An 18,121-nucleotide genomic window follows, 5' to 3' on the forward strand; every position below is an offset into this window, starting at 1 on the left:
TCGCTGTGCATTATCAACCGAAAAGCGATCTGCTTGAAAATCGTATTATCCTGGTCACCGGCGCGTCTGACGGTATAGGCCGCGAAGCCGCGTTAACCTACGCGCGCTATGGTGCGCAGGTGATCCTGCTGGGACGTAACCCGGAGACCCTGCAACACACCGAGCAGGCGATTAACCAGTTGCATAAAAAACCGGCCTCTACCCTGCTGCTGGACTTCGCCCATGCCACGCCTGAAAGCTGTCAGCAACTGGCGGAACAACTGGCACAACAGGTGCCGCGCCTCGACGGCGTGCTGCACAACGCCGGTATCCTGGGTGAGATCGTACCCTTAGCAGAACTGGAACCGCATATCTGGCGTCAGGTGATGCAGATTAACCTCGATGCCACCTTTTATCTCACCCAGGCCTTGCTGCCGCTGCTGCTGAAATCTGAGGCGGGATCGTTGATCTTCACCACCTCCAGCGTCGGACGCGTCGGTCGTTCCGGTTGGGGAGCCTATGCGGTATCGAAATTCGCCACCGAGGGCATGATGCAGGTGCTGGCTGATGAATATAAAAACCGTCATTTGCGCGTGAACTGCATCAATCCGGGTGGTACTCGCACCAAAATGCGTGCCAGCGCTTTCCCGCATGAAGACGCCAGCCTGCTGAAAACGCCAGCGGATTTGATGCCGTTATACCTTTACCTGATGGGCGACGACAGCCGCCGCAAAACCGGCATCAGTTTTGATGCCCAGCCAGGCCGTAAACCCGGACCGGCCAGCGCATGAGTGAACAACGACATCAACAACGCCAGCAGCGTTTGAAAGAACAGGTTGATGCGCGGATCAAAGCAGCAACTAAAATGCGTGGCATCCTGATGGTGTTCACCGGCAATGGCAAAGGCAAAACTACCGCCGCTTTTGGCACCGCTCTGCGCGCCTGCGGTCACGGTAAGCAGGTCGCAGCCATTCAGTTCATTAAAGGGGAATGGCCCAACGGTGAGCGTAATTTGCTGGAACAGCATGGGGTTGAATTTCAGGTGATGGCGACCGGCTTTACCTGGGAAACCCAGAATCGGGCCACGGATACCGCCGCCTGCCAGCAGGTGTGGCAACATGCAAAACGTATGCTGGCCGATCCTCGCCTGGATTTAGTGATTCTGGATGAAATCACCTATATGGTCAGCATGGATTATCTGGATCTGGATGAACTGATCGCCGCCTTACAGCACCGACCAGCGGGACAGAGCGTGATTATCACCGGTCGTGGCTGCCATCGCAGCATCATCGAGCTGGCGGATACCGTGACGGAGATGCGCCCGGTAAAACACGCTTTTGATGCCGGGATTCAGGCCCAGCAGGGGATCGACTGGTAAAAAAAAAGGACGCCGCAATGGCGTCCCTTGACCACTCAGGCACCGCGTTTGCTGCTGCGACGCGGTGAGTTGCTCACCTGACTGTGGCGCTTCACCGCACGGCGAATCTGGTTGGCCTTAGTACGACGGCGATCTTTCTCCACCGCAACTTTGGTCACCGTCTCTTCCGGCATACCCACCAGGGTACGCAGATAGTTCACTGCCGGTAACTCCAGCTCCATCCAGCCGCCACGGGGCAGGCCTTTCGGTAACTGGATATCACCGTAGCGCACGCGCATCAGACGGCTCACCTGCACCCCAACCGCTTCCCATAAACGACGCACTTCACGGTTGCGTCCTTCAGTCAGCGTGACGTTGTACCACTGGTTGATCCCTTCACCACCGGCAAAACGCAGGGTTTTGAACGCGGCCGGGCCATCTTCCAGTTGCACGCCTTTGCTCAGTTGGCGAATTTTATCATCACCCACTTCACCAAACACACGCACCGCATATTCACGTTCGACTTCACGGCTCGGGTGCATCAGGCGGTTCGCCAGCTCTCCGTCGGTGGTGAACAGCAGCAGACCACAGGTGTTCACGTCGAGACGGCCTACGGCAATCCAGCGTGAGCCACGCAGACGCGGCAGACGATCAAACACGGTCGGACGACCTTCCGGATCGTTACGCGTACAGAGTTCACCTTCCGGCTTGTAATAGGCTAACACCCGGCAGACTTCAGTGGTGGATTCTGCGATGGACACCAGATGACCATCAATACGGATTTTCAGGGATTTGTCGTTTTCGATGCGATCGCCCAGCGTCGCCAGTTTGCCGTCAACGCTGACGCGTCCGGCCGAAATCATGGTTTCGATTTCGCGGCGCGAGCCATGTCCGGCGCGCGCTAATACTTTCTGTAATTTCTCGCTCATTGAGCAGCCTCGTTGTCGCCTTCCCAGGCGTCGTGGTAAGAAGGTGCGGATACAGGGATTACCAGTTCCCATATCAGAATTCGTTTCAGCCGCCAGACCTGCAAGCGGCCCGCGATTTTACACTAAGCATAGCAGCGTTAAAACCTTTTACTTTTCTGCCGATAACAAGGGTCGCCCACTTTGTGTCCATTTCGCAGAGAAAAACGCTATCCATTCGAAAAACTAATAAATAGCCCACCGCGATGTCAGGCTATTTTTCCCCAACCCCCTGAATTTTTGCCTTTTTGACCTGAGTGTTGTTGTCTGAAAAGTAGTCGCACTTAAACAAACTGATACATTAGCCACTCTCAATACTGCAATCACAGCAGAGCCATCTATGCTTATGTTAAAGTGCGATTACAAAGACTACCCGGAAAGGTAAAAACAGAATTTAATTCTAATCAACACGCTTAAGTAAGCCTCATTCCCCCAATAAATGTAAATTACCAGCTAAATAATAGCGTGGATTGGATTATATCTATATTTTCTGATTTATTTGATAAAGGTTAAATTTCTGAATTGTTCTGATTTAAAATCTGTGTAAAATTTGAGCCTGAAATCCAGTGCATCGTGAAAATAAAAAAACTTAAGCCTTACCTTTTATTATCGATTTACTAACAAATCATTAACGAGCACTGTGAAATTTCATTGATAATATAAACCGGCGCGCGCGGGAGTTGTTGCGTTAATTCATTCAGGTACGAATTAAACTTGCATACCAAAAATCTTCACCAGGGATTTTACCGGTATGCCTGAATAAAGATTACTATCATGAGAACTTCCCTGCTTTGGCCTGCGCTCGCCGCGCTGGCACTGAGCGGTTGTTCCGTGGGCCATACTGAGTACAGCCGTGCGGCGCTGCAACACGTGGATATGAGCGTGACCGGCATCCCGACTGTACTGGGTTTAGGTGTCCTCGGCACAACCATTCCTTTAACACCAGAGTACAGCCTGACAGCTGCTCACGTTGCGACCACTGCCGTCCAGCGTGTGAAGGCTTATCACCCGTATTGTGATGTGGCAATTATTTATCACAAGAACGATCCCAGCACCTTGGTTAAATTCCGCAAAAGTAACATTGGCGAACCAATTAAGATGTATGGCTACAGTTTTATTTCTGCGATGCCAGTGGAATCCAGTGGCGTGAATTTAGCGCGTACCGCCATTAATAATCACTGGAATAAAAAACCATGTGTGGCCATGGCTACCAATGCTGGCGTTGTGCAGGGAATGTCAGGAGGGGCGGTGTATAATTCCGATCAGACGATGGCCGGTGTGATTGTCGGCTATAGCCATCGGATTGATAATATCCGTAGCGGTCAGGCGGTATTGAAGGATGTCTCGCTGTATATTCCCTACGGTGAATTCAGAAACTGGCTGGAGAGTAATATTGGCCAGACGCCGGACAGCGCGCCTGACCATACCTAATTACTGGAACGGACGAATATCGCCCACGCCTTCACGAACGATAATCGGCGCATCGCTGGTGAGATCGACCACCGTGGTCGGCTGTTGTCCCAGCGTACCGCCATCGATGATCAGATCGACCAGTTTGCCAATGCTGTGTTGGATCTCTTCCGGGTCAGATTCGGTGAAATCGTTACCTGGCAACATCAGCGAAGTGGACATCATCGGTTCATTAAGCGCTTCCAACAGCGCCAGAGCCACCGGGTTCGACGGCACCCGCAGGCCAATGGTTTTACGCTTGTCATTCATCAAACGACGCGGCACTTCTTTGGTCGCTTTCAGGATAAAGGTGTAGCTTCCCGGCGTATTGTTTTTAATGATACGGAACGCCGAGTTGTCTACCTGCGAATAGGTTGAAAGCTCCGACAAATCGCGGCACATCAGGGTGAAATTGTGGTGCCCATCCAGTTGACGAATGCGACAGATGCGCTCCATGGCATTTTTCTCTTCGAGACGGCAACCCAGCGCATAACCGGAATCGGTCGGATAGACAATCACCCCACCTTTGTTGAGATAGTCCACCGCCTGGTTGACCAGACGCGGCTGCGGGTTTTCCGGATGAATATGGAACAGTTGACTCATAAAAACCTCATATCACCTGTCGGTTGGCATCAATTCAGGCGCAAGCGTGGGAAAACGTTCCCAGATCGGCTCCACACCGCCGGGTAACCACAACTTGCGACCCAGTTCGATCCACGGACAGGGTTGGTGAAAATCCGATCCCTGCGATGCTGCCAGCTGATGATCGCGGGCATAGGTTGCCAGCTGACTGCGTTCGTTTGGTGCCTGCTGACATTGCGCCACCTCGATCGCATCCCCCCCTACTTCAGCGAAATGGGCAATCAGTCGTCGCAGCCATTTGCCGGAAAGACCGTAGCGCCCGGGGTGTGCCAGCACCGCGTAGCCACCGGAATCATGAATGGCATCAATGGCTTGTTTAATTGTACACCATTGCGGCGGCACATAACCGGTTTTCCCACGCGCCAGGTAATTCTTAAATACCTGGGCGAGGTTATCCGCTTTGCCGATTTCAACCAGATAACGGGCAAAGTGGCCACGGGTGATCACCCCGCCCTGCGCCAAACGCTGCGCCCCGGCCAGTGCATCGGGAATGCGTGCGCGCTCAAGCCGTTCGCCAATCATCTGCGCGCGTTGCACCCGGCAATCATGTTGTTGCGCAAGGAATTGGGTCAGTCGCGGATGCTGGCAGTCCACCTGCAACCCAACAATGTGGATCTCATGGTTTTCCCATAAGGTTGAGGCTTCCAGCCCGGCCAGCACTTTAAGCGGTAAATTCAGCTCTGCCGCCGTCTGCTGCGCTTCCGCCACGCCGACAACGGTGTCGTGATCGGTAATGGCGAGCACGCCCACGCGCATCTCCACCGCACGCTGAACCAGCGCCGCTGGGGTCAGCACGCCATCAGAAGCCAGCGTATGGCTGTGTAAATCGTAAAGAGGAAAACGGGGGATGTCCGTCAAAGATAGCTCCAGCAACTGCATAAACCGGCAGGCATGATAACGATTTTGCCCTTAACTGAAAAAGGGTATTGACTTTTTTCGCCTGAACCAGTTAACTAGTACACAAGTTCACACGTAACGGGTATTTAATCATGGCTGTTGTTCACACGCATTTAAATGGTTGGTGGCGCGATGTTCCCGAACACGGGCGACGTCGTCGTGCACAACTTGCGTAAACGCTGTGCAGATACCTGAGCCCGCCACCGAGCGGGCTTTTTTTTGAGCTAAATTCAGAGAATTCATCATGCCAAATGCGAAACCTACATTGAAGTTGATTACCGGCACCGCGCCCTACCGCGAAGATCCGGCCGCAGTGTTTCATCAATTATGCGGCGCACGTCCGGCAACCTTGCTGCTTGAATCCGCCGATATCGACAGCAAACGTAACCTGAAAAGCCTGTTAATCGTTGATAGCGCCCTGCGCATCAGCGCGCTGGGTAACGTGGTCACCCTTCAGGCGCTGTCTGAGAATGGCCGGGCACTGCTGTCATTGCTGGATGAAGCTCTGCCGCAGGCAGTGCGCATTGACGTGCGTCCCGATGGTCGTGAGCTGCACTTCCCGCAACCGGCAGATTTACAGGATGAAGATTCGCGCCTGAAAGCGCTGTCGGTTTTTGACGCGCTGCGTCTGATTCCACAACTGGTACAAAGCCCGGAAGAAGAACGTGAAGCGATGTTCCTCGGGGGGTTATTTGCCTATGACCTGGTGGCCGGATTTGAAGAGTTACCTGCGCTGCGCAACGATCAGCGCTGCCCGGACTATTGCTTCTACCTGGCAGAAACGCTGCTGGTGATTGACCATCAAACGCGTAGCGCCCGGTTGCAGGCCAGTCTGTTCTGCCCATCCACCAGCGAGTTCCAGCGCCTGCAAAGCCGTATTGAACAGCTGCGCGGTCAAATGACCCAGACGGCGCCTGCCTTGCCGGTGCAGACCGTGGAACATATGATGCTCAGCACCAACCAAAGCGACGAGGTTTACTGCAATGTCGTCAACCAGATGCAAGAGGCCATCCGCATTGGTGAAATTTTCCAGGTCGTGCCGTCGCGTCGTTTCTCGTTGCCCTGCCCGTCACCACTGGCCGCCTATGACACGCTGAAAAACAGCAACCCCAGTCCTTACATGTTCTTTATGCAGGATCAGGATTTCGCCCTGTTTGGTGCGTCACCAGAAAGCTCGCTGAAATATGACGCCACCAGCCGCCAGATTGAAATCTATCCGATTGCCGGCACGCGTCCGCGTGGTCGTCATGCCGATGGTTCATTAGATCGCGATCTGGATAGCCGTATCGAGCTTGAAATGCGCACCGACCATAAAGAGCTGGCCGAACACCTGATGCTGGTTGACCTGGCGCGTAACGATCTGGCGCGTATCTGTTTGCCGGGCAGCCGCTACGTGGCCGACCTGACCAGCGTCGACCGTTACACCTTTGTGATGCATCTGGTCTCCCGTGTAGTGGGTACGCTGCGCCATGACCTGGATGTGCTGCATGCTTATCGCGCGGTGATGAACATGGGCACCCTGAGCGGCGCACCGAAAGTTCGCGCCATGCAGCTGATCGCTGACGCCGAAGGCACCCGTCGCGGCAGTTACGGTGGCGCGGTGGGTTATTTCACCGCTCATGGTGATCTCGACACCTGCATCGTCATCCGTTCCGCCTGGGTGGAAGATGGCGTAGCAACGGTGCAGGCTGGCGCTGGCGTCGTACTGGATTCCCAGCCACAGGCCGAAGCCGATGAAAGCCGCAACAAAGCCCGCGCCGTGCTGCGCGCCATTGCCACCGCCCATCACTGCAAGGAGATTTTCTGATGGCCGATATCCTGCTGCTCGATAATATCGACTCCTTTACCTACAACCTCGTTGATCAGCTGCGGACCTTCGGCCACAACGTGGTGATCTACCGTAACAATCTGCCCGCCGAGCTGCTCATTGAGCGTTTACAGCAGATGGAAAACCCGGTGCTGATGTTGTCACCTGGCCCGGGCGCACCCAAAGATGCGGGCTGTATGCCGGAGCTGTTACGCACCCTGCGTGGTCGGCTGCCGATTATCGGTATCTGTCTTGGCCATCAGGCGATTGTTGAAGCTTACGGCGGCCAGGTCGGTCAGGCCGGAGAAATCCTGCATGGTAAAGCCTCCTCCATTACCCATGACGGCATGGGTATGTTTACCGGTCTGCCTAACCCGCTGCCGGTAGCCCGCTATCACTCGCTGGTGGGTAGCAACACCCCGGCTGAGCTGACGGTGAACGCCAGCTACAACGGTATGGTGATGGCGGTACGCCACGATGCCGATCGCGTATGCGGCTTCCAGTTCCATCCTGAATCTATTCTGACCACCCAGGGCGCGCGTTTGTTAGAGCAGACGCTGGCCTGGGCGCTGGCGAAGTAATAGGGAGATAATGATGCAAGCTATTCTGGAAAAACTTTATCAGGCCCAGACACTGACCCAGGCAGAAAGCCATCAGCTGTTTAGCGCCATTATTACTGGTCAGTTGGAACCGACCCAACTGGCCGCCGCGTTGATTGCCATGAAGGTGCGCGGCGAGCGCCCGGAAGAGATTGCCGGTGCCGCCTCCGCGCTGCTGGAAGATGCCAAACCCTTCCCGCGTCCGGATTACACCTTTGCCGATATCGTCGGCACCGGGGGTGACGGCAGCAACAGCATTAATATCTCGACCGCCAGTGCCTTTGTCGCCGCGACCTGTGGCCTGAAAGTGGCGAAACATGGCAACCGTAGCGTATCGAGCAAATCCGGCTCGTCTGATTTGCTGGCCGCCTTTGGCATCAATCTGGATATGCCCGCTGAGCAGGCACGCCAGGCGCTCGATGATCTGAACGTGTGTTTCCTGTTCGCACCGCAGTACCACAGCGGTTTTCGCCACGCAATGCCGGTGCGCCAACAGCTGAAAACCCGTACCCTGTTCAACGTGCTTGGCCCACTGATCAACCCGGCGCGTCCGCCGCTGGCAGTGATCGGCGTGTACAGTCCTGAGCTGGTGCTGCCGATTGCCCAAACGCTCAAAGTATTGGGTTATCAGCGTGCGGCGGTGGTACATGGCGGTGGCATGGACGAAGTCGCGCTGCACAGCCCGACGCAAGTGGCGGAGTTGCGTGACGGTGAAATTACCGGCTATCAACTGACGCCTGAAGACTTTGGTTTCCGCTTCCACGCCAAAGAGGCGCTGGCAGGCGGCACGCCTGAAGAAAACCGTGACATTCTGGCGCGTTTACTCCAGGGTAAAGGCCAGCAGGCCCACGAGGAAGCCGTTGCGGTGAACGTGGCGATGCTGTTGAAAGTATTTGGTAATGAAGATTTGCGCGAGAACGCCCAACGCGCCATCACCGCCATTCGCAGCGGTCAGGCGTATGAACGCGTTGTCGCACTGGCAGCGAGAGGATGAGATGAGCATTAAGGGAACCGTGTTAGAAAAAATTGTGCTGGATAAAGCCGTCTGGGTCGAGGCGCGTAAAGCGCAGCAGCCGCTGACAACCTTCCAGAACAGCCTGCAACCGGCCGAACGCCATTTTTACGATGCGCTGCGCGGTACGCGAACTGCCTTTATTCTGGAGTGCAAAAAGGCTTCTCCATCGAAAGGCTTGATTCGTGAGGACTTTGATCCGGCGACCATTGCCGGTATCTATCGTCATTACGCATCCGCCGTCTCCGTTTTGACCGATGAAAAATACTTCCAGGGCAACTTTGAATTTCTGCCCATCGTCAGCTCGGCAATCACGCAGCCGGTGCTGTGCAAAGATTTTATCATCGACCCTTATCAGATCTACCTGGCGCGTCATTACCAGGCCGACGCCATCCTGTTGATGCTGTCGGTACTGGACGATGAACAGTATCGCCAACTGGCCGCCGTTGCCCACAGCCTGAAAATGGGGGTGCTGACGGAGGTGAGCAACGAGGAAGAGCTGGAACGTGCCATCGCACTGGAAGCCAAAGTGGTGGGCATCAATAACCGTGACCTGCGCGACCTGTCGATTGATCTGAATCGTACCCGCCAGCTGGCACCGCGTCTCAGCCATGGCGTGACGGTGATTAGCGAATCCGGCATTCATAACTATGCCCAGATCCGTGAACTCAGCCATTTTGCCAACGGTTTCCTGATTGGCTCGGCGCTGATGGAAGAAGACGATCTCAATGCGGGCGTGCGGCGTGTGTTGTTGGGTGACAACAAGGTTTGCGGCCTGACCCGCGCCGAAGATGCCCGCAGTGCCTATGAAGCGGGTGCCATTTATGGCGGAGTGATTTTTGCCGCTGGCTCACCACGCCTGGTCAACACACAGCAGGCACAGGCGGTAATCGCCGCCGCGCCGTTGAAATACGTCGGCGTGTTCCGTAACCAGCGAGTAAGTGACATTGTCACGCAGAGTGCTGCGCTGAATCTGCGCGCCGTTCAGTTGCACGGTGATGAAGATCAGGCCTTTGTTGCCGAGCTGCGTCAGGCGTTGCCGGATAACGTGCAGATTTGGAAAGCGCTGAGCATCAAAGAGGCGCTCCCGGCACGTGACTGGCCGCATGTTGACCGCTACGTGTTCGACAATGGTCAGGGCGGTACGGGTCAGCGTTTCGACTGGTCACTGCTCCAGGGGCAGGATCTGAGCAATGTGCTGCTGGCCGGTGGCTTAAGCGCCGACAACTGTGTCGAAGCGGCACAACTGGGTTGCGCCGGTCTGGACTTCAACTCTGGTGTGGAATCGGCACCTGGCATGAAAGATGCCAGCAAAATTGCCGCGGTGTTCCGCACGTTACGCGCCTATTAATTTCTCTTGCCCGCCTGGGGCGGGCTGGATAAGGAAGATGAGAAGATGACGTTACTGAATCCCTATTTTGGCGAGTTTGGCGGCATGTATGTGCCGCAGATCCTGATGCCGGCCCTGCGCCAGCTGGAAACTGCATTTGTTGAAGCCCAGCGCGATCCCGCGTTTCAGGCCGAATTTACGGACCTGTTGAAGAACTATGCAGGTCGTCCTACCGCACTGACGCTGTGCCGCAACCTGACCAAGGGCACCAAAACCCGCCTCTATCTGAAGCGTGAAGATCTGCTGCACGGCGGTGCGCACAAAACCAACCAGGTGCTCGGTCAGGCGCTGCTGGCGAAGCGCATGGGCAAGAATGAAATCATCGCAGAAACCGGCGCGGGTCAACACGGGGTGGCGTCTGCCCTGGCCTGTGCGCTGCTGGGTATGAAATGCCGTATCTATATGGGTGCCAAGGACGTAGAACGTCAGTCGCCTAACGTGTTCCGTATGCGCCTGATGGGTGCTGAAGTGATTCCGGTGCATAGCGGCTCCGCCACGCTGAAAGATGCCTGCAACGAGGCACTGCGTGACTGGTCTGGCAGCTATGAAACCGCGCACTATATGCTGGGTACCGCGGCCGGTCCGCACCCGTTCCCGACCATTGTGCGCGAGTTCCAGCGTATGATCGGCGAAGAGACCAAAGCGCAGATTCTGGAGAAAGAAGGCCGTTTACCGGATGCGGTACTGGCCTGTGTCGGCGGCGGTTCTAACGCCATCGGCATGTTTGCTGACTTTATCGATGAAACCAGTGTGGGCCTGATCGGCGTAGAACCGGCAGGTCATGGTATCGAAACCGGTGAGCACGGCGCACCGCTGAAACACGGGCGTGTCGGCATCTACTTCGGCATGAAAGCACCGATGATGCAGACCGAAGAAGGCCAGATTGAAGAGTCCTACTCCATCTCGGCCGGTCTGGATTTCCCGTCCGTCGGACCGCAACATGCGCACCTGAACAGCATTGGTCGTGCGGACTACGTCTCAATCACTGACGACGAAGCGCTGGACGCCTTCAAACAGCTGTCCCGTTCGGAAGGGATTATCCCGGCGCTGGAATCTTCACACGCCCTCGCGCATGCATTGAAGATGATCCGCGAAAACCCGGAAAAAGAGCAGTTGCTGGTGGTTAACCTGTCTGGTCGCGGCGATAAAGATATTTTCACCGTACACGATATTCTGAAAGCGAAGGGAGAGATCTGATGGAACGTTACAATCAGCTGTTTAAACGTCTGTCGGCGAACCATGAAGGCGCGTTCGTTCCTTTCGTGACCCTCGGCGATCCGTCACCTGAGATGTCGCTGAAGATTATTGATGCGCTGGTCGCAGGCGGTGCTGATGCGCTGGAATTAGGCATCCCATTCTCCGATCCGCTGGCCGATGGCCCAACCATCCAGAACGCGACCTTACGCGCTTTCGCGGCCGGGACCACCACCGCGCAATGCTTTGAAATCCTTGCCGCTGTGCGTCAGAAATACCCTGACCTGCCGATTGGCCTGCTGATGTACGCTAATCTGGTGTTTAGCAAAGGGATCGATAATTTTTATGCGCAGTGCGCTGCGGTGGGTGTCGATTCAGTGCTGGTGGCTGATGTGCCGGTGGAAGAATCCGCCCCGTTCCGCCAGGCCGCGATGCGCCACAATGTGGCACCGATCTTTATCTGCCCGCCGAATGCGGATGATGACCTGCTGCGCGAAATCGCGTCGCATGGCCGTGGTTATACCTATCTGCTGTCGCGCGCCGGGGTGACCGGTTCAGAAAACCGCGCCCATGTGCCGTTGCAGCATCTGATCAATAAACTGCGCGAGTACCATGCTGCTCCGCCGTTGCAGGGCTTTGGTATCTCCGAGCCGGGCCAGGTAAAAGAAGCCGTCAGCGCCGGTGCTGCCGGTGCCATTTCCGGTTCTGCGATTGTGAAAATTATCGAACGCCATCAAAACCAACCGGAGACGCTGCTGAGCGAGCTGCAAGCCTTTGTCAGCAACCTGAAGGCCGCGACCCGTTAATCTCCCTCGCCTTATCTGCCGCACGGCAGGTAAGGCGTTCTTCCTCACTCTAGCTGAAAGGTTTGCTCATCGCCGGAGCCATCCGGGTAGACCAGCCTGAGCGTGAGATCATTCCCCTGGATACGCCAGCTGATCTTTTCATCATCCGCCCCGATACGCCAACGGGCATCACTGTCGCGATTATCCGCCATCCAAATCACCCGATCTTCCTGTAAGCGGCACCGAATCGCCCAGCGCGAGTGATCTGACGGCCGCAGGTAATGCACCCAGGCGATGCCCTGTTCGTCGACTTTATCCAGTTGCATGATGCGGAAATTACGCCCGAAGCTGATGGCTGCGGTCGCCTTACAGATGGTGCCCAGGTGTGGATTGATCAGAGCAGGCTCCGCCTGCGCGCGTGGCACTGGCAGCGTCTGGCTGGCAAACAGCTGCAACCAGGAAAGATAGCCAAGGGTGGCGATGATCAGGATAACGCTTTTTTTCATTGTTAGATCCCTGAAGGCAGCAGTTGGGGTGCTCAAAGCGTAACCGATTGTCAAATAAAGCAATGGGATCAATAAGTGGCAAAAAACGCCATATTCCCTCTTTTTTCCACCTGGTCATTTGACCATTCTCAACCGCCAAACCACACTTTAATCGCACCGTCGCATCGCGGTGAAACATCATGTATGACAAGGAGATAACCGATGAAATTGTTTAAGGTCGTGGCAGGATTGGTGATGGCTGCGGTGATGGCGCTGGCTCTCAGCGCGTGTGCACCGACGTCAACGCAGGAAGGAACCGGGGGTTACATTGATGACACGGTGATTACCACCAAAGTCAAAACCGAGTTGTTGAAGGATGACTCGCTGAAATCCACCGAGATCAATGTGGAAACCTTTAAAGGACGCGTACAGTTGAGTGGTTTTGTCAGCTCACCACAGATGGCGAATCGCGCCGTGGCCGTGACGCGCAGTGTCGCAGGGGTTAAATCTGTCGTGAATAATATGCAGATCAAATAAGTTATCGGGCGACCAGCCGGTCGCCCGGTTTTATTTCGCGATATCTTCAAATCATCAGGACATTTCTAAACTAACCCTTCTTTATTCTTATCCGCTGATTATTTTATCCCGGCCAAGCCGTTTTTATAATTACGAGGAAAGAGGTGATAACCACCGTTTCTTATGAATCACACAGCAAATAAATAATCAAAAGGAAATTCCTTGATGAAGCTTAAACATCAGACGTTGCTATCTTTAGTGATTGGTAGCATCTGTGCTGGATCCGTGCCCAGCGTATTTGGTCATGGTGGATTAGTTGAACCACCAGCACGCCAATATAAATGTGCCTTAGAAAATAGAACGGGTAATATGTCTGCTACCTGTAAACAAGCATCATCCGACAGCGCCGATGGTGGTCAATCAATTTACACCTGGCAACAACTGGTGGGGTTTGTTGATGGTAACCATAGTGCTGATCGAGCCAGAGAGCAGATCCCCAGCCACCAGATTTGCCACGGTCAATTCAATGGGCGTGGCTTTAGCATGCCTCGCTCTGACTGGGCGACTACAGTGATCAAACCAGACAGCAATGGTAAGGTGAGAATGCGTTATGGTTATACGCAACCTCATGACCCGTCATGGATTGAATTCTATATCAGCAAAAAAGGTTTCAATCCGGCTGAGAAAGCACTGGGGTGGGACGATATTGAACTGCTGGATACCGTCGTTTCTTCCAAAGTCACTCATCTAAGCTCAGGTACGCTTTATAATCGCTATGAAGATTATAACATCAGCATTCCGGCAGACCGTACAGGCCGTGCAGTAATCTTCGCTCGCTGGCAGCGTAATGATGCTGGTAATGAAGGTTTTTATAACTGTAGCGATGTGATTATTGATCAGCCGGGCAGTGGAGAATTGCCTCCTGAACCTGAAAATCCGGGTGGTGAAGACGGTGGTCAGGTGACCGATTGGTTTGAATACAGCAAATTTGCCCACGAGCATAAACCTGTCGCGGGTGAATATGTGCACTTCCGCCTGATGGGCGGCACGAAAGGCGAAGATCTGGTAAATATCAAAAAAGAGATCACCGCCGTTAACGTCAACGATAAATGGATTTCTGAGCTGGCGACTGAAATTAATACCAATCATTCCAATATTGTTTTGATCGGTAAGCAAACCACCAGCGGAAATATCTCTTTTGATCCAGCAGATTTGCGAAATAACGGCATTTACCTGCAAGACAAAAATCAGTCGGTAATAATGACCGTTGAAAAAGCGGCAAATGCACCCGTCGCCATTGCCGGTGCGAGTTTCACCGTCGCTAGCAATAAAGAATCTCGTAATTATCCTCTGGATGGTTCCGCCAGTCAGAATGCGAAATCCTACGTCTGGAGTATTGTCTCCGGTCACGATGTGGGTGCGTTGCAAACCATGGACAGTGGTTCTTGGGTACAAACAGTCAACACGGCTAAAGCCCGTGCCCTGATCAAGCCAGGTAAAGTGGGTAAAGTGACCTATCGCCTGACAGTTAAAAATGGTGATAAAACCAGCAGCAACGATATCACTGTAACGGTCAAAGCGCCGGAAACCAAACCGGTCGCCAATCTGGAGATCCAGGGTAGTGACACCATCAATACTGGCAACACGCACGTGACGTTAAGTGCTGCCAACTCAACCTTACCGGGTAATGCCTCACTGGATACCGCTAAGTTTGAATGGTCGGTGCTGAAGAACGCCAATAAAATCGTGTTCAGGCATAACCATGGCCAGCTTGCGACCATCGATTACCCTGCCGCAGTGGTCATGGAAGATTTCGATGTTGACGTGCAGGTAAAAATTACCGATCCCAGCACAGGCCTTTCCTCTACCGCCACTCAAACGGTTAAAGTTCGCCGTTAATTGTGTCCTCGTCTCCTGCCGCGTGCAGGAGACGAATTCTCAGGAAATTATCATATGACAAGGACCATCAAAGCTCTTTGCCTTGTACCTTCAGCGTTGCTGTTATGCTCACTGTTTTCTCAGGCAGTACAGTCTGCCCCTCTGCCACTGGTTTGGGGCATAAAAGATCAAAGGCTGACCGTGACGAATACGGGTATGGAGCCAATCCAACTCGACAAAGACATCAAACTGCTACCGGATGACTCACCTGTGATGTTGAATGAAACCACCGTGCTTCCGGGACAAACCGTCATCGTCTATGGTGCCTGCCCACACCATTTGCCGTTGCAGAAAGAGGTGGTGTTTACGCCTGTTACCGCTGACGGCCAGCCGCAAGACGCGCAAACTTTGCCGCTTAACCACTGATTAACCTATCAGGTCGCCATAAATGGCGACCCTGCAAATCCCATCCGCGCCAATCAGAAGCGGTAGCCAACGCCAAAGAAGAACACCCAGGGATCGATACGGGTGTTGATATTCTGGTTAACACCATTGGCTTTAAATTTCACCTCGGTATCGATATCCATGTACCACAGTGACGCGTTCAGCATCCAGTCGCGGTTGATCTGATAATCCAGGCCGACTTGCCCCGCCAGACCCCAGGAATCTTTCACACTGAGATCGCTCAGGCCCGCATCACGACCGGTCTGATTGAATTTTGCATCAAAGAAAGTGGTGTAGTTGATACCCGCACCGACATAAGGACGGAATTTGCTTTTGCTATCGAAAAAGTAATATTGCGCCATCAGCGTTGGCGGCAACTGACGCACAGTGGCCAGGTTACCGGTCGCACCCAGTCCGACTTTATGACGGAACGGTGTGGCTGCCAGCAACTCAATACCAATGTTATCGGTTGCCATATAGGTAAAAGTCAGCCCCAGTTGCGTGTCATTGCTGACACTAAAGCCGCCCAAACCCAGCACATTGTCAGAGCCTTCGGTCGGACGCACCGTCGCCGTACCCGCACGCATAAAGAAGTCACCCGCTTCATGGGCCAGCGCCAGTTGAGGGATCGCCAGTGCTACCAGCAGCGCGCATTTTGCCAGTTTCATTATTCACTCCTTTGCCAGAATTGTTGATGTTATTGATCAGAGTCTGTGGCAAGAGATCTATCGCGTTTTCAGGCAAAATGCATGTGAATCAATTCAAATAAATCACTTATAAAACAATGAATTGATTCAGATCAATTTTGGCCTTACACGGCGTAATAAAAATCCTCTTGCGAAAATTTCACGGCGTGACTACTTTGCTGATTCTCTTCCGTTGATTTTGGTTCGATGCTTAGGAGAAGCGGGCGATCAAATGAGCGATTCACTTAACCCTTGTATGACCTGTGGTGCCTGCTGCGCCCATTTCCGTGTTTCTTTCTATTGGGCTGAAGCTGACGATGCGGGTGGTGTGGTGCCCGTTGAGCTAACCGAACCCCTGAGCCTGCTGATGCGCAACATGCGTGGCACCAACGCACGCGAACCGCGCTGTGTCGCGTTACAGGGCGAGATCGGCGGCTGCGTCTCTTGCGGCGTTTATCAGCAGCGCCCTTCACCCTGCCGGGAATTTGCGATGTCAGGTGAAGGCGGCGTGCTGAACGAAGCCTGCGATCGGGCCAGAGCGCGCTATGGTTTACCCGCGCTTTTTCACCCTTCTTTACCTGAGATGACAGAAAGTTATCCTAATCCGGGTGCCAGCACGCCAGCAGAACATGTACAATCGCCGGGTTAATTAACCCGGTTTCTTCAAGGAGTGTACATGTCTATCACGGCAAGCTCGTTATACCGTGACACAGGAAATTTTCTGCGCCATCAGCTGATTACCATCGTGCTGATGGCGTTGCTTACCTCATTTATAACCGTGATTATCGGCCATGCGCTGACGCCTGGTGCCGATCAGCTGTCGCTGTTAAGTCAGAGCGACGACAGCGCATCCTCGCTGTTTGAACTGGTACAAAATATGTCGCCGGAACAGCAGCGTATTCTGCTGCGTGCCTCGGCGGCAGGCACCTTTGCGGCGCTGGTCGGCAACACCTTGCTGTTGGGCGGTATGTTGTGCCTGATCCCGATGGTATCGAGCGGGCAGCGAGTGAGCGCCCTGCGCGCCATTGGTACTTCCGCGCCTGTGCTGCCGAAATTGCTGCTGCAAACCTTTTTGATCACCTTGCTGGTCCAGATTGGCTTTATGGTGCTGATGGTGCCGGGCGTAATGTTGGCGATCCTGTTGTCGCTGGCCCCGGTGATGCTGGTCAGTGAGAAGATGGGTGTGATGGGCGCAATGCGGGCCAGCATGCGCATGGCGTGGAAAAATATGAAACTGATCGCCCCGGCCATTATTGTCTGGTTGTTGGCGAAAATCGCGCTGATGTTCTTTTTCTCCTCGCTGACGGTATTACCCGCGAACGTCGCGTCGGTGGTATTGAACGCCCTGGGGAACCTGGTGTCCGCGATCCTGATTATCTACCTGTACCGGCTGTATATGCTGTTACGTTAACATTATGGCGCTCACTGAGCGCCTTAATTAACGCCCTGACTGGATATCCTATGAAGCAGTTACTCGATTTTCTTCCCCTGGTCGTGTTCTTCGTTTTCTACAAACTTTACGACATTTTTGTCGCCTCAGGTGCGCTGGTGGTCGCGACGGGCATTGCGCTGATCGCCAGCTGGGTGCTGTACCGTAAACTGGAGAAAATGACCATCATCACCTTCGTGCTGGTTGCCGTGTTTGGCACCCTGACGCTGGTGTTCCATAACGATGAATTTATCAAATGGAAAGTCACGGTGATTTATTCACTGTTTGCGCTGGCGCTGCTCTACAGTCAGTGGTTTATGAAGCAACCGCTGATCCAAAGCATGTTGGGTAAAGAGTTGCAGTTACCCGATGCCGTCTGGCGACGTCTGAATATTGCCTGGGCGATTTTCTTCCTTGCCTGTGGCCTCGCGAATATTTATGTTGCATTTTGGTTATCGCAGGCGTTTTGGGTTAACTTTAAGGTGTTTGGTCTGACGGGTCTTACCCTGCTGTTTACCCTGTTAAGTGGCGCCTACATCTGGCGACATATGCCACAACAAGAAGAAAAATAATCTCTGATGCCCGGCTATGCCGGGTTTTTTGGCGG

The 18,121-nt window shown here is 53.9% G+C and carries 18 protein-coding genes, 1 pseudogene and 1 other annotated feature; of the genes and pseudogenes, 14 read left to right on the top strand and 5 right to left on the bottom strand.

Annotation, left to right across the window (positions count from 1 at the left end; translation table 11 throughout):
- Positions 1–5 precede the first annotated feature (5 nt).
- Positions 6–770, top strand: coding sequence for a YciK family oxidoreductase (locus tag PAT9B_RS10515; protein ID WP_013509249.1), 765 nt, complete (start codon positions 6–8; stop codon positions 768–770).
- Positions 767–1,357, top strand: a complete 591-nt coding sequence (gene cobO / locus PAT9B_RS10520; RefSeq protein WP_013509250.1) for a cob(I)yrinic acid a,c-diamide adenosyltransferase — start codon at positions 767–769, stop codon at positions 1,355–1,357. Before PAT9B_RS10515 ends, cobO begins: the two co-directional genes overlap by 4 nt.
- Before the next feature lie 35 nt (positions 1,358–1,392).
- Here the strand turns inward: cobO and rluB are convergent, their stop codons facing one another.
- Entirely contained in the window at positions 1,393–2,265 is an 873-nt protein-coding gene (gene rluB, locus PAT9B_RS10525; RefSeq protein ID WP_013509251.1) for a 23S rRNA pseudouridine(2605) synthase RluB, read from the bottom strand.
- Between the two features lie 810 nt (positions 2,266–3,075).
- On the opposite strand from rluB, the gene PAT9B_RS10530 reads away from it, so the two are divergent.
- The gene (locus tag PAT9B_RS10530; RefSeq protein WP_013509252.1) at positions 3,076–3,732 is read left to right on the top strand and encodes a hypothetical protein; all 657 of its coding nucleotides are present in this window, start codon (positions 3,076–3,078) and stop codon (positions 3,730–3,732) included.
- Here the strand turns inward: PAT9B_RS10530 and PAT9B_RS10535 are convergent, their stop codons facing one another.
- Positions 3,733–4,353, bottom strand: a complete 621-nt coding sequence (locus PAT9B_RS10535; RefSeq protein ID WP_013509253.1) for an L-threonylcarbamoyladenylate synthase — start codon at positions 4,351–4,353, stop codon at positions 3,733–3,735.
- 12 nt (positions 4,354–4,365) lie between these two features.
- Positions 4,366–5,271 carry a PHP domain-containing protein gene (locus tag PAT9B_RS10540; RefSeq protein ID WP_013509254.1) on the bottom strand — a complete coding sequence of 302 codons (906 nt, stop codon included), beginning with the start codon at positions 5,269–5,271 and terminating at the stop codon, positions 4,366–4,368.
- A 134-nt stretch (positions 5,272–5,405) separates the two neighbouring features.
- Positions 5,406–5,510, top strand: a sequence feature (Trp leader region).
- A gap of 23 nt (positions 5,511–5,533) precedes the next feature.
- Here PAT9B_RS10540 and PAT9B_RS10545 point away from each other — a divergent pair.
- From PAT9B_RS10545 to trpA, 5 genes and pseudogenes are all read left to right on the top strand, one after another.
- Positions 5,534–7,096 carry an anthranilate synthase component 1 gene (locus PAT9B_RS10545; protein ID WP_013509255.1) on the top strand — a complete coding sequence of 521 codons (1,563 nt, stop codon included), beginning with the start codon at positions 5,534–5,536 and terminating at the stop codon, positions 7,094–7,096.
- Positions 7,096–8,689, top strand: a pseudogene (gene trpD / locus PAT9B_RS31100) (bifunctional anthranilate synthase glutamate amidotransferase component TrpG/anthranilate phosphoribosyltransferase TrpD). The gene PAT9B_RS10545 and the pseudogene trpD overlap by 1 nt, the downstream one beginning before the upstream one ends.
- A 1-nt stretch (position 8,690) precedes the next feature.
- Positions 8,691–10,058, top strand: a complete 1,368-nt coding sequence (trpCF, locus tag PAT9B_RS10560) for a bifunctional indole-3-glycerol-phosphate synthase TrpC/phosphoribosylanthranilate isomerase TrpF (protein WP_013509258.1) — start codon at positions 8,691–8,693, stop codon at positions 10,056–10,058.
- A 45-nt stretch (positions 10,059–10,103) separates the two neighbouring features.
- A complete protein-coding gene (gene trpB, locus PAT9B_RS10565) occupies positions 10,104–11,294 on the top strand; it encodes a tryptophan synthase subunit beta (RefSeq protein WP_013509259.1) in 1,191 nt (396 codons plus the stop codon).
- The gene (trpA, locus tag PAT9B_RS10570; protein WP_013509260.1) at positions 11,294–12,097 is read left to right on the top strand and encodes a tryptophan synthase subunit alpha; all 804 of its coding nucleotides are present in this window, start codon (positions 11,294–11,296) and stop codon (positions 12,095–12,097) included. Before trpB ends, trpA begins: the two co-directional genes overlap by 1 nt.
- A gap of 44 nt (positions 12,098–12,141) precedes the next feature.
- Here trpA and PAT9B_RS10575 read toward each other — a convergent pair whose 3' ends face one another.
- Positions 12,142–12,582, bottom strand: coding sequence for a hypothetical protein (locus PAT9B_RS10575; protein WP_013509261.1), 441 nt, complete (start codon positions 12,580–12,582; stop codon positions 12,142–12,144).
- A gap of 201 nt (positions 12,583–12,783) precedes the next feature.
- On the opposite strand from PAT9B_RS10575, the gene PAT9B_RS10580 reads away from it, so the two are divergent.
- The 3 genes from PAT9B_RS10580 to PAT9B_RS30590 all read left to right on the top strand — a co-directional run bounded on the left by PAT9B_RS10580 (position 12,784) and on the right by PAT9B_RS30590 (position 15,381).
- The gene (locus PAT9B_RS10580; protein WP_013509262.1) at positions 12,784–13,098 is read left to right on the top strand and encodes a BON domain-containing protein; all 315 of its coding nucleotides are present in this window, start codon (positions 12,784–12,786) and stop codon (positions 13,096–13,098) included.
- 204 nt (positions 13,099–13,302) lie between these two features.
- Entirely contained in the window at positions 13,303–14,976 is a 1,674-nt protein-coding gene (locus PAT9B_RS10585) for a lytic polysaccharide monooxygenase (protein ID WP_013509263.1), read from the top strand.
- Positions 14,977–15,171: 195 nt separating this feature from the next.
- Positions 15,172–15,381 carry a hypothetical protein gene (locus tag PAT9B_RS30590; protein WP_150105784.1) on the top strand — a complete coding sequence of 70 codons (210 nt, stop codon included), beginning with the start codon at positions 15,172–15,174 and terminating at the stop codon, positions 15,379–15,381.
- Positions 15,382–15,434: 53 nt separating this feature from the next.
- Here PAT9B_RS30590 and ompW read toward each other — a convergent pair whose 3' ends face one another.
- On the bottom strand, positions 15,435–16,067 hold the full coding sequence (gene ompW / locus PAT9B_RS10595) for an outer membrane protein OmpW (protein WP_013509265.1): 633 nt from the start codon (positions 16,065–16,067) through the stop codon (positions 15,435–15,437).
- A gap of 250 nt (positions 16,068–16,317) precedes the next feature.
- On the opposite strand from ompW, the gene PAT9B_RS10600 reads away from it, so the two are divergent.
- Genes PAT9B_RS10600 through PAT9B_RS10610 form a run of 3 tightly spaced genes read left to right on the top strand, consistent with a single transcriptional unit; the run spans position 16,318 to position 18,086 of the window.
- On the top strand, positions 16,318–16,734 hold the full coding sequence (locus tag PAT9B_RS10600) for a YkgJ family cysteine cluster protein (protein ID WP_013509266.1): 417 nt from the start codon (positions 16,318–16,320) through the stop codon (positions 16,732–16,734).
- Positions 16,735–16,761: 27 nt separating this feature from the next.
- A complete protein-coding gene (locus PAT9B_RS10605; RefSeq protein ID WP_013509267.1) occupies positions 16,762–17,496 on the top strand; it encodes a YciC family protein in 735 nt (244 codons plus the stop codon).
- A gap of 50 nt (positions 17,497–17,546) precedes the next feature.
- Positions 17,547–18,086 carry a septation protein A gene (locus PAT9B_RS10610; protein WP_013509268.1) on the top strand — a complete coding sequence of 180 codons (540 nt, stop codon included), beginning with the start codon at positions 17,547–17,549 and terminating at the stop codon, positions 18,084–18,086.
- Positions 18,087–18,121 lie beyond the last annotated feature (35 nt).

The sequence above is a fragment of the Pantoea sp. At-9b genome (genome assembly GCF_000175935.2).
In the GTDB taxonomy this organism is placed as follows: domain Bacteria; phylum Pseudomonadota; class Gammaproteobacteria; order Enterobacterales; family Enterobacteriaceae; genus Pantoea.

Bases quoted from the DNA above. Each gene is read 5' to 3' on its own strand.
- cobO (WP_013509250.1), top strand. From the start codon at position 767: ATGAGTGAACAACGACATCAACAACGCCAGCAGCGTTTGAAAGAACAG.
- rluB (WP_013509251.1), bottom strand. From the start codon at position 2,265: ATGAGCGAGAAATTACAGAAAGTATTAGCGCGCGCCGGACATGGCTCG.
- PAT9B_RS10530 (WP_013509252.1), top strand. From the start codon at position 3,076: ATGAGAACTTCCCTGCTTTGGCCTGCGCTCGCCGCGCTGGCACTGAGC.
- PAT9B_RS10535 (WP_013509253.1), bottom strand. From the start codon at position 4,353: ATGAGTCAACTGTTCCATATTCATCCGGAAAACCCGCAGCCGCGTCTG.
- PAT9B_RS10540 (WP_013509254.1), bottom strand. From the start codon at position 5,271: ATGCAGTTGCTGGAGCTATCTTTGACGGACATCCCCCGTTTTCCTCTT.
- PAT9B_RS10545 (WP_013509255.1), top strand. From the start codon at position 5,534: ATGCCAAATGCGAAACCTACATTGAAGTTGATTACCGGCACCGCGCCC.
- trpCF (WP_013509258.1), top strand. From the start codon at position 8,691: ATGAGCATTAAGGGAACCGTGTTAGAAAAAATTGTGCTGGATAAAGCC.
- trpB (WP_013509259.1), top strand. From the start codon at position 10,104: ATGACGTTACTGAATCCCTATTTTGGCGAGTTTGGCGGCATGTATGTG.
- trpA (WP_013509260.1), top strand. From the start codon at position 11,294: ATGGAACGTTACAATCAGCTGTTTAAACGTCTGTCGGCGAACCATGAA.
- PAT9B_RS10575 (WP_013509261.1), bottom strand. From the start codon at position 12,582: ATGAAAAAAAGCGTTATCCTGATCATCGCCACCCTTGGCTATCTTTCC.
- PAT9B_RS10580 (WP_013509262.1), top strand. From the start codon at position 12,784: ATGAAATTGTTTAAGGTCGTGGCAGGATTGGTGATGGCTGCGGTGATG.
- PAT9B_RS10585 (WP_013509263.1), top strand. From the start codon at position 13,303: ATGAAGCTTAAACATCAGACGTTGCTATCTTTAGTGATTGGTAGCATC.
- PAT9B_RS30590 (WP_150105784.1), top strand. From the start codon at position 15,172: ATGGAGCCAATCCAACTCGACAAAGACATCAAACTGCTACCGGATGAC.
- ompW (WP_013509265.1), bottom strand. From the start codon at position 16,067: ATGAAACTGGCAAAATGCGCGCTGCTGGTAGCACTGGCGATCCCTCAA.
- PAT9B_RS10600 (WP_013509266.1), top strand. From the start codon at position 16,318: ATGAGCGATTCACTTAACCCTTGTATGACCTGTGGTGCCTGCTGCGCC.
- PAT9B_RS10605 (WP_013509267.1), top strand. From the start codon at position 16,762: ATGTCTATCACGGCAAGCTCGTTATACCGTGACACAGGAAATTTTCTG.
- PAT9B_RS10610 (WP_013509268.1), top strand. From the start codon at position 17,547: ATGAAGCAGTTACTCGATTTTCTTCCCCTGGTCGTGTTCTTCGTTTTC.